Raw genomic sequence first — 11,786 nt, forward strand, 5'->3', positions numbered from 1 at the left:
GTTTCAGGGCCTTCCCAGCTCATCGTCGATCAGAGAAAAGAGTTCGGCGGCGTCGGCCGCGGCGATCTGCTCGTCATGCGGCACCTCCATCGGGCCGTCGGTATCCGGTCCGACGGCCACCACCCCGAGCAGCTCGATGAGGCGGTCGGTGACGGCCGCCCGCAGTCCGTCGTCCCCGACGCCGCTCACGCTGTGCGCGAGCCGGTCCAGGTCGGCGAGGACCGCGGGCCCGTCAGGGGGTGACGCCGGTGCGGGCGGGCTCGCCGACCGCTCCGGGGCCGCCTGCGGCGCGGCGGCGGCCGGTTTCGGGGTGAGCCGTTCCAGCAGGTGCCTGGCGAGCGCAGCCGGGCTCGGGTGGTCGAAGGTCACCGTGGCGCTGAGGGTGACGCCGGTGAGGGTGGAAAGGCGGTTGCGCAGCTCCAGGGCCGTCAGCGAGTCGAAGCCGAGGGTGGTGAAGCCGCGGTCGGCGGGCACCTCCTCCGCCCCGGCCCTGCCGAGGACGGCGACGATCTCCGCCTGCACGAGCCGTCGCACCGTCAGCTCCCGGTCGCGCTCGGGCAGGGTGAGAAGCCGCTCCCGCAATGGCGCGGCGCCGCCCCGCGCCTTGCTGTCCCGCGCGGCCCTGGCCGGGGCGAGCCCCCGTAGCAGCGCCGGCGGCTCGGTGTCGCGGAGCGCGGCGGCGTCGAGCCAGGCGGGCACCAGGTGTGCCCGGTCCGACGCGGCGAGGACGAGGTCGAGCAGCGCAAGGCCGTCGTCCGTCGGCAGCGGCCGCATGCCCATCCGGAGCATCCGCTGCCTGTCGGCGTCGTCGAGCCGGTCGGTCATGCCGGTGCGCTGCTCCCACAGGCCCCAGCCGAGGGAGAGGGCGGGCAGGCCCGCGCTGTGCCGGTGGTGGGCCAGCGCGTCCAGGAAGGCGTTGGCCGCGGCGTAGTTGGCCTGACCCGCGAGCCCCAGCGTGGCGGTCACGGAGGAGAAGAGGACGAACGCCGTCAGGTCGAGGCCCGCGGTGAGGTCGTGCAGATGCCAGGCGGCGTCGGCCTTCGGCGCCAGTACCGCGTGCAGCCGCTCGGGCTCCAGGGACAGCGTCGCGGCGTCGTCCATCCGCCCGGCCGCGTGCACCACGGCGCGCAGCGGCGCCGACGCGGGTACGTCCGCCAGGAGTTCGGCGAGCGCGGCCCGGTCAGTGACGTCGCAGGCGGCGACGGAGACGGCCGCACCCTGCGCGGCCAGTTCGGCCACCAGCTCCTCCACGCCGTCGGCGGCCCGGCCGCTCCTGCTGACGAGCAGCAGGTGGCGTACGCCGTGCCCGGCCACGAGGCGGCGTGCCACGAGGGCGCCGAGCCCGCCGGTGCCGCCCGTGATGAGCACGGTGCCCTCGGGGTCGATGACCGGACGGTCCTGGTCGGGCGCCGGGACAAGGCCGCGGGTGAGCCGGGGAACGTACGGCGTGCCGTCCCGCAGCGCCACTTGGGGCTCGCCGAGCGCCAACGCGCGTGCCAGCACGTCAGTGGCCGGTTCGGCGGATTCGACGTCGTCGGCGTCGGCGTCCACGAGCACGATCCGGCCGGGGTGTTCGGTCTGGGTGGGACGCAGCAGCCCCCACACGGTCGCCGCCGCGAGGTCGACGTCGTCGCCGAGCTCCACGGCCACCGCGCGCCGGGTGACGACGACCAGGCGCGAGGCGCCCTCGCCGTTCTCCTCGAGCCACTTGCGTACGTGGCCCAGCACGCGCTCGGCGCTCTCGTGAACGGCCGTGGGCACGTCCGTGTCGGCCGGCGTGACGGGCAGCACCTCCGTCGCGGGATCCCAGGGCTTCACGGCGGCGGGCGCGGCAATCTCGCGCCACTGGACCTGGAAGAGCTTGGGGTCGCTGCGCCGGGCGTCCAGGGGCCGCAGGGTGAGCGAGTCGACGAAGAGCACCTCGACGCCGCTGCCGTCGGCGACATGCAGGGATGCCCTGCCCTCGCCCAGCGGCGAGATCCGCACCCGCAGCCGGGACGCGCCCCTGCGCGCGAGGCGGACACCGGCCCAGGAGAACGGCACCATCGTGCCGGGCTGTTCCAGGACCAGCGGGTGCAGCACCGCGTCGAGGAGCGCCGGGTGCACGCCGAACGGCCCCGGCTCCTCGCCCAGCGCCACCTCGGCGAGCAGGTCGTCGCCGTGCCGCCAGACGCGCTCCAGGTTGCGGAACGCGGGGCCGTACTCCAGACCGCGCCCGGCGAGTTCGTCGTACCAGGCCTCGCGGTCCTTCGGCACAGCCCCCGGCGGCGGCCACTCCTCCGTCGCGACGGCGGCGTCCGCGGGCTCAGCGGCTCGGACCACACCGGTGGCGTGGAGCTGCCAGGCCTCGTCGGCGGCGCCGAGGATACGGCCGTGGACGCGGACCGACCGCCGGCCCGCGTCGTCCGGCGCGGCCGCCGTCAGCTGCACCTGGACCGCGTCGCGCTCGGGCACCACCAGTGGTGTGTGCAACGTCAGTTCGTCGACGGTGTGGCCGACGCGCAGCGCCATGTCGAGCAGGGCGGTGCCGGGCACCACGGCCCTGCCCAGCACGCGGTGGTCGGTCAGCCAGGGCCGCGACCGCAGCGAGATGCGCTCCGTCCAGACGGTGCCCCCGCCGTCGGCGAGCTCCACGGCGTTCCCGAGGAGCGGCTGGTCGGCGGTGGCGTCGAGCCAGTGGCGCGTGCGCTGGAAGGCGTACGTGGGCAGGTCGGCCCGGGGCGCGTCGGCGAACAGCCGCTCCCAGTCGATGTCGAGGCCGCGCGTCCACACCTCGGCGACCGAGGCCAGGAATCGGGTGGGGCCGCCCTCGTCGCGGCGCAGCGACCCGCAGACCACCGCGGTATGCGCGGCCCCGACGTCCTCCAGGATCTCCTGGATGCTCATGGTGAGCACCGGGTGGGAGCTGACCTCGATGAACGTGTCGTGGCCCTGCTCGGCGAGCGCGGCCACCGCGGAGTGGAAGTGCACGGTCCGGCGCAGGTTGCGGTACCAGTAGCCGGCGTCCGCGAGGTCCTCGCCCAGCCAGTCGCTCCGCACGGTCGAGTAGAAGGGCACCTCGGCGGGCACGGGGCTCAACTCGACAAGGGCCGTCGCCAGTTCCCTCTCGATGCGCTCGACGTGGGAGGTGTGCGAGGCGTAGTCCACCGGGACCTTGCGCGCCCGTACGCCCTCCTCCTGGCAGACGGCGTGCAGTTCGTCGAGCGCTTCGGCGTCGCCGGCCACCACGGTGGCGTTCGGGCCGTTCAGGGCGGCCACCGCGAGGCGGCCCTGCCAGCGCTCCAGGCGGGCCTCGGCCTCCGCGGCGGACAGCGCGACGGACATCATTCCGCCGTGTCCCGCCAGGTCCCGGGCGATGGCCCGGGAGCGGAGCGCGACCACGCGGGCCGCGTCGCGCAGCGACAGGGCGCCGGCCACGCAGGCGGCCGCGATTTCGCCCTGCGAGTGGCCCACGACGGCTGAGGGTTCGACGCCGTACGCGCGCCAGAGCGCCGCGAGCGACACCATCACCGCCCAGGACGCGGGCTGGACCACGTCGACCCGCTCCAGGGTCGGGGCGTGTGCAGCCTGCCGCAGCACGTCCTCCAGGTCCCAGTCGACGAATTCCGCGAGCGCCGCGGCGCAGGAGCGCAGCCGCTCGGCGAACACCGGTTCCGCATCGAGGAGTTCCACGGCCATGCCCGCCCACTGCGAGCCCTGGCCGGGGAAGACGAAGACCACGCGCCCGCCGGCGGCCCGTGCCGTTCCCGTGACCGAGCGCGGTGCCTTCGCGGCGCCTTGGACCAGCGCGTCGAGACCGGCGAGCAGGTCGTCACGGTCGGCGGCCATGACGGCGGCCCGGTGCTCGAACGGCGTGCGCGCCGTGGCCAGCGAACGGCCGACGTCGAGCGGGCGCAGCTCTGCGTGGGACGCGAGGTGCTCCCGCAGCCGCGCGGCCTGGTCGGCCAGCGCGGCCTCGGTCTTGGCGGACACGAGAACCGGCACGGGAAGCGATTCCAGGGCCAACTGCCTTGTCAGCAAGGCGGGTTCGGTTACGGCGGGCGCCTGCTCGATGATCACGTGCGCGTTGGTGCCGCTGATCCCGAACGACGACACCGCGGCCCGGCGGGGGCGGCCGGTCTCCGGCCACGGCCGCTGCTCGGTCAGCAGCTCCACCGCGCCCGAGCGCCAGTCCACGTGCCGCGAGGGACGCTCCACGTGCAGCGTGCGCGGCAGCACGCCGTGCCGTAGCGCGAGCACCGTCTTGATCACACCCGCCACACCGGCAGCCGCCTGCGTATGGCCGATGTTCGACTTCAACGAGCCGAGCCACAGCGGCCGTTGGGGGTCCCTGCCCTGCCCGTACGTGGCCAGGAGCGCCCGCGCCTCGATGGGGTCGCCCAGTGTCGTGCCGGTGCCGTGCGCCTCCACCGCGTCCACGTCCGTCGCCGACAGGCCGGCCTGTGCCAGCGCGTCGCGGATCACCCGCTCCTGCGAGGGGCCGTTCGGCGCGGAAAGTCCGTTGGACGCGCCGTCCTGGTTGGTGGCGGAGCCGCGCAGCACGGCGAGGACCTCGTGGCCGTTGCGCCGCGCGTCCGACAACCGCTCCAGAACGAGCACACCTACGCCCTCGGACCAGCCCGTGCCGTCGGCCGCGTCCGAGAACGCCTTGCACCGGCCGTCCGCCGAGAGGCCCTTCTGCCGGGAGAACTCCACGAACATGCCGGGCGTGCACATCACTTCGGCCCCGCCGGCCAGGGCCAGGGAGCTCTCGCCCGACCGCAGCGAGGCCGCCGCCAGATGCAGCGACACCAGCGACGACGAGCACGCCGTGTCCACCGTCACCGCGGGCCCCTCGAACCCGAAGGTGTAGGCGATGCGGCCGGACGCCACGCTCGGCAGACCGCCGGTCAGGGCGTAGCCGCCGAAGCTGTCGGACGTCTCGTGCAGCGGAGGGACGTACGACTGGTCGGAGACGCCCATGAAGACGGCCGTGCGGCTGTGCCGCAGGGACTCGGGGTCGATCCCGGAGCGCTCCAGGGCCTCCCACGAGGTTTCGAGGAGCAGCCGCTGCTGCGGGTCCATCGCGCGGGCCTCGCGCGGGCTGATCCGGAAGAAGTCGGCGTCGAAGTCCGGCGCGTCGTACAGGAAGCCGCCGCTGCGGACCTGCCCTGTCGCCTCCGGTGCCACGTCCCAGCCGCGGTTCTCGGGGAACGCCGAGATGGCGTCCACCCCGTCGCGGACCAGGCGCCACAGGTCCTCGGGAGAGCTCACGCCGCCGGGCAGCCGACAGCCCATGCCCACGATCGCGACCAGGTCGTCGTCCGGTGCGAGGCCTTGTACGGGCCCCGCGGCGCCCGGGGCGTTGCCCGCGAGCTCCTCGGTGAGGTGGCGCAGGAGGGCGAGGGGGGTGGGGTGGTCGTAGACGAGCGTGGTGGCGAGCCGCAGTCCGGTGGCCTGGCTCAGGCGGGTGCTGAGCTCCACCGCGGTGACCGAGTCGAAGCCGGTCTCCTTGAACGTGCGGTCCGCGGCGACCGCCTCCGGGTCGGTGTGCCCGAGGACGGCCGCCGCCTGGGAGTGGATCAGCGCGCGCAGGTCCCGCTTCCCCCTTGCGGGTGCCCCGGTGTCGGACGCGTCCTGGGGCGATGCGGGCGCCGGCGCCGCCGTCGGCCGCACGGCACCTCCGGTTCCTTCGGCGGAGATCCAGTGGGTGCTGCGCTGGAAGGCGTAGGTGGGCAGCTCCACGGCGCGGGCGCCGGTGTCGTCGAAGACCGGCCGCCAGTCCACGTCGGCGCCCCGCACGTGCAGCGCGGCCAGGGAGAGGAGGAGGCGCCGCACGCCGTCCTCGGCGCGCCGCAGCGTGCCCTGCACCACCGTGTCGGCGGCGCCCTCCACGGTGTCGACGGTGGACTGGACGGCCATCGTCAGGACGGGGTGCGGGCTGGCCTCCACGAACACGCGGTGCCCGTCGGCGGCGAGAGCCCGTACGGCGTCCTCCAGGCGCACGGGTTCGCGCAGGTTCCGGTACCAGTACGCGGCGTCCAGGTCGGACGGGTCGAGGGGGCCGCCGGTGACGGTGGAGTAGAAGGCGACCTCGCGGTCCCGGGTCGTGACGTGCGCGGCCGCCCGCAGGACCTCCTCGCGGATCTCCTCGACGTGCCGCGAGTGCGAGGCGTAGTCGATGGGGACGCGCCGGGCGCGCACGTCTCGGGCGCGGCAGTCGGCCACCACCGCGTCCACGGCGTCGACCGGACCGGAGACGACGACCGCCCGCGGGCCGTTCACGGCGCCGATCGAGACCCGCTCCCACACGGCGTCCTCGATGGCCGCCTCGACGTCCGCCGCCGGCATCTCGACGAGCGCCATGCCGCCGCGGCCGGAGAGTCGGTCGGTGATGACCCGGCTGCGCTCGACCATGAGCCGCATGCCGTCCGCCAAGGGCATGATCCCCGCCGCGCAGGCGGCCGTGATCTCGCCCTGGGAGTGGCCGACCACGGCGTCGGGGGTTATCCCGGCCGCGCGCCACACCTCGGCCAGGGACACCTGCACCGCGAAGAGCGCGGGCTGCATGACGTCCATGCGCAGCAGCGCGTCCTCGTCGGCGAGCGCCTCCCGCAGCCGCCAGTCCACCTGGTCGTCGAGCAGCCGCGCGCACGCGTCCATCCGGGCGGCGAAGACCGGCAGGGAGTCCCACAGGTCCAGGGCCATGCCGGGCCACTGCGGGCCCTGCCCGGGGAACGCCCAGACGACGCCGGACACGGATCCCGCGGTGCCCTCCACCACGTGGGGCGACGGCTCGCCCGCGGCCAGGGCGGCCAAGCCGTCCAGGAGTTCGGCGCGGTCCGCGGCGACGACGACGCCGCGGTGCGCGAACACCGACCGGGTGGTGGCCGCCGCGTATCCGACGTCCACGGGGCGCAGCTCGGGGTCGGCCGCCACGCGCGCGTGCAGCTGTTCTGCCTGGGCCCGCAGCGCGGCCCCGCAGCGGGCCGACACCATGACGGGCACCGCGGCCGGCTCGGCCCGCGCGGGCTCGTCCGTGGGCGCGGCGGGGGCCTGGCCCACCACCACGTGGCAGTTGGTGCCGCCCACGCCGAACGAGCTGACGCCCGCGAGGCGCGGCCCCTCGGGCCAGGGCCCGGTCGTGTCGTTGACCCGCAGCCGCAGCCGTTCCATGGGGATCGCCGGATTGGGCTCGGCGTAGTTGAGGCTGGACGGCAGGATTCCGTTCCGTACCGAGAGGGCGACCTTGATCAGGCCGATCACGCCGGCGGCGCCGTCGAGGTGCCCGATGTTGGTCTTGACCGAGCCGACGAGGAGCGGCTCCGCGTCCGGCCTGTCCTGGCCGAGCACGGCTCCCAGCGCCGCCGCCTCGATGGGGTCGCCCGCGCGCGTGCCGGTGCCGTGCAGTTCGACGTAGCGCACCCTGGCCGCGTCCGTGGCCGCCTGGGCGTAGGCGCTGTGCAGGAGTTCCCGCTGGGCCTCGCCGTCGGGGACGGTGAGGCCCTCGCCGCCGCCGTCGTTGTTGACGGCGCTGCCGAGCAGGACGCAGTGGACGGTGTCGCCGTCGGCGACGGCGTCCGACAGGCGCTTGAGGACGACCATCCCACCGCCCTCGCCGCGCACCGTGCCGTTGGCGCGCGCGTCGAAGGCGTAGCAGCGCCCGTCCGGGGACAGGGCGCCCGCCCGCGCGAAGGCGAGCGTGCCCTCCGGCGCCAGGTTCAGGTGAACGCCGCCTGCCAGAGCCAGCGTGGCGGCGCCCGACAGCAGGCTCTCGCAGGCGAGGTGGACGGCGACCAGGGACGAGGACTGCGCCGCGTCCACGGTGAGGCTGGGGCCGCGCAGGCCGAGCTGGTAGGAGACGCGGTTGGCGATCACTCCACGGCTCAGGCCCGCCATGGAGTGGTGGGACACGGCGTCCCCGCCGTGCCGGTGGACGAGCGCGGCGTAGTCGTCGCCGGTGGCGCCGAGGAACACGGCCGCCTTGGCGCCACGCAGGGTCTCCGGCACGACGGCGGCGTGTTCGAGCGCCGTCCAGCTCAGCTCAAGGGCCAGGCGCTGACGCGGGTCCATCGCCTCGGCCTCGCGCGGCGAGATGCCGAAGAAGCCGCTGTCGAAGTCGGCGACGCGGTCCAGGAACCCGCCGCGGCGCACCCCTTCGAAGCCGTGCGCCCCGTCCGGGATCCCGTCGAGGTCCCACCGGCCGGCCGGCACGTCGGTGATGGCGTCCACGCCGTCGCGCAGCAAATCCCAGAACGCGTCGAGGTCTTCGGCGCCCGGGACCCTGCAGGACATGCCGACGACGGCGACCGCCCGCTCGGCCGGATCACTCGTGGACATGCCTGCTTCCTCTTCCGGTCGTTCCTGTTCGAGGTGGGGAGGGTGCGTCGTCATGCGGTCGTGTCCGCCTCGGTGGCGGTCCGCGCCCGCGACCGCAGCCGGGCCAGGTCCGCCGCGGGGTCCGCCACGATCTCCCGCAGCAGCCGCTCGTACATCCGCGCCATGTGGTCGGCGGTGTCCCGCGTGAACAGGTCGAGGCTGTACTCCAGCTGGCCCCGCAGGCCGGTGTCCGTCTCCAGGGCGGTCAGGTTGAGGTCGTACTTCGCCGGTCCGGGGTCGGTGGCGACCGGGCTCACGGCCAGGTCCGCCGCTCCGGCCGCGTCGCCCGCCTCGGCCGCCGGGTTCGGCACCAGGTTGAACATCACCTGGAACAGCGGGGAGTACGAGGGATCGGCCTCCGGCGCCAGCTCCCCGGCCAGTTCGGCGAAGGGCAGGTCCTTGTGCTCGTGGGCTTCCGCCGTGACCTGCCGGACCTGGGCCAGCAGGTCCGTGAAGACGCGGTCCGGGGCGATACCGAGGCGGATCACCACGGTGTTCACGAAGTACCCGACGACCTGTTCCAGTTCGGTCCGCGGCCGGTTGGTGACGGGCGAGCCGACAGCCAGCTCGCGGTCGTCCACGCGATCGCCCAGGAGCACGGCGAACGCCGACAGGAGAGTCATGTACAGCGTGCCGTCGTGCTCCTGGCCCAGCTGCCTGAGCCGCGCGAGCACGGACTGCGGGACGTCGAACGTGACCTTGGCGCCCCGGTAGGACTTCACCGGGCGGCGCGGGTGGTCGGTGCGCAGCGAAAGACAGGCGGGCAGGCCGTCCAACTGCCGTTTCCAGTAGTCGCGTTGACGATCGAGTATCGCGCCGTCCAGCACGTCGCGCTGCCAGCGGGCGAAGTCGACGTACTGGAGCGGCAGTTCTGGCAGACCCGGCTCCTCGCCGCGGCTCGACGCGCCGTACAGGACCATGAGTTCGGTCAGCACGATGGTCAGCGACCAGCCGTCGAAGACACCCCAGGGGCGGGTGAGCACGACGACGTGCTCGTTGTCCGCGACCGGCACCAGGTGGATCCGCACCGCGTACGGGCCCTCCGGCGCGAAGGGGCGGGTGCGTTCGTCCCTCAGCCAGGCGGCGAGAGCGTCGTCCCCGGCGATCGGTTCGGTGACGGTCACCTCGAAGCCGGCGGCGTCGTGGACGCGCTGGAGGACGTTTCCGTCGCGGCGCGCATAGCCGGTGCGCAGTACCGCGTGCCGTGCGACGAGCGCCTGGACGGCGCGCGCGAAGGCGTCGCGGTCGAGGTGTCCCGTCAGCCGGTGGGCCAGCTGCGCGTTGTCGTACGAGGGGTCCAGGTGCTTCGGGTGGCCGAGGAACCACAGGTCGCCCTGCTGGAGCGAGAGCGGCACCTCCTCGCCCTCCGCGACGGGCACGGCAGGCACGAGCGGCACGGCCTCGACGGCAGGCGGCTCGTCGTCCATCGCCGCGGCCATCTCGGTCACGGTGGCGCCCGTGAGGATCAGCTGGAGCGGCAGTTCGCGGCCCGTCTCCCGGCGCACGCGCAGGTTGAGCCGGACGGCGAGCAGGGAGTGCCCGCCGAGCGCGAAGAAGCTGTCCTCGATGCCGACACGGCTGACCCCGAGCACCTCTTCGAGGACGCGGCAGAGGGTCTGCTGAGTCCTGGTGCGCGGCGCGACGTAGGCCTCCTTGGCCACGGCGCCCTCGTCCGGGGCGGGCAACGCCCGCTTGTCGACCTTTCCGTTGGGGGTGATGGGCAGCTCCTCGAGGAGCATGAACACGCTGGGCAGCATGTACTCCGGCAGCCGCGCGGACAGGTGCTCCTTGAGCGTACGGGCCACCGAGGGGCCCAGGTCGCCGATCCGCGGGAAGTTCGCCAGGTGCGCCTGGCGGTAGGGCGCGCGGGCCCGGACCGGTGGCAGAGCGTCCCGGCCGAAGACCAGGTCGAGGCCGTCGGGACGGTCCTGCGACCAGGTGGCCGCCACCTTGTAGCCGAGCTCCTCGGCACGCAGCAGTACGGCCTCCAACTCGTCCACGGCGGCTTGCTCCGTGCTCCGGACCCCACCGGGAAGCGGGCTCACCTCGTGGGAGGGCGACCAGCGGGTCAGTCCCTCACCGACGCGCACGTCGTCGGCGACCCGGGGGTTGCGCAGGCCGCTGACACCGAAGCGGTCGGGGGCGCCGTCCTCCAGGAGGGCGCGCAGCCGCTCGGTGGTGTCGGCGTCCAGCCACGTCAGGGGTTCGGCCGGGGTGTCCATGCCCTTGGTCAGGACGACGTCGTAGCGGTAGGCGGACATCTCGTTGTCCTCCACGCCGCGCTTGATCATGAGGTCGTACCCGCCGATTTCGGGGAAGCGCTCGGCGATGCGGGCGAAGTAGGTGGGACTCAGCAGCAGTTCGCTCTCCTGCCTGCGGCGGCGCCGCACCTGTTCGGCGAGCGCGCCCACCGTGGTAAGGCCTGCGGCGCGGCTGCGTTCGACCGCGCTCAGGTGGGCCTGGAGCAGGTCGAGGTTGCGTACGTCGCCGATGAAGATGCGGCCGCCGTCCTCCAGAAGAGGCAGCATCCGGGCGATCGTCTCCTCCAGGTAGACCCGGTTCGGGAAGTACTGGGCCACGGAGTTGAGCACGATCGTGTCGTAGGTCTGCCCGGTGAGGCGGGCCATCGACAGGGCGTCCCCCTGCTCCAGGGCGACATGGCTCCAGCCTCGGCGCTCCACTCCCCGGCGGACGTCGGCGAGCGCCGACGCCGACAGGTCGAAGGCGTGCACCGCCTCGCAGGCTTCCGCGTAGCGGAACAGGAGCAGTCCGGTGCCGCAGCCGATCTCCAGCAGGCGCCGCGGCCGCAGCTCGGCGATGCGCCGGACGGTGCCGTCGATCCACTCGCGCATGCCGGCTTCGGGCACGGGCAGGCCTGTGTAACTGCTGTCCCAGCCCACCAGGTTGAGGTCGTCGGCGGCTTCGTCACCGGTCCCCGCGTACTGGTCCTCGAAGACCCGCTGCCACTGATCGAGGAGCGTGGCGTTCTGCTCGCGGGCGGCGTCGTCGAGCCACTGCGGCGTCGGGCTCACATAGGCGACGAGCGCACGGTTGTCGTCACAGCCGCGCGGGACGACGACGCCGTGGGAGACCGCTTCGTGTCCGGCGAGGGCGGCTTCGATCTCCCCGAGCTCGATGCGGAAGCCACGGATCTTGACCTGATCGTCGTTGCGGCCCAGGTACTCCAGGGACCCGTCCGCCCACTGCCGCACCAGATCACCCGTCTTGTACATCCGCGCCCCGCCACGACCCCGGAAGGGATCCGACACGAACCGCTCAGCCGTCAGCTCGGGGCGGTTGAGATAACCCCGCGCCACGCCCTCACCACCCACATACAACTCACCCACGGCACCGACCGGAACCGGCCGACCACGCTCGTCCAGGACATAGATCCGCAGATCCGGGATGCGGTGACCGATCGGACTCGC

At 73.9% G+C, this 11,786-nt stretch carries 2 protein-coding genes; both read right to left on the bottom strand.

Annotation, left to right across the window (positions count from 1 at the left end; translation table 11 throughout):
• Window positions 1–3: 3 nt before the first annotated feature.
• Entirely contained in the window at window positions 4–8,319 is an 8,316-nt protein-coding gene (locus ABZ385_RS29200) for an SDR family NAD(P)-dependent oxidoreductase (protein ID WP_358913806.1), read from the bottom strand.
• A gap of 50 nt (window positions 8,320–8,369) precedes the next feature.
• Window positions 8,370–11,786, bottom strand: a 3,417-nt coding sequence (locus ABZ385_RS29205; RefSeq protein ID WP_358913807.1) for a condensation domain-containing protein, incomplete at its 5' end; no start/stop codon positions are given.

The organism is Streptomyces sp. NPDC005898 (assembly GCF_040629635.1).
Classification (GTDB): Bacteria; Actinomycetota; Actinomycetes; order Streptomycetales; family Streptomycetaceae; genus Streptomyces.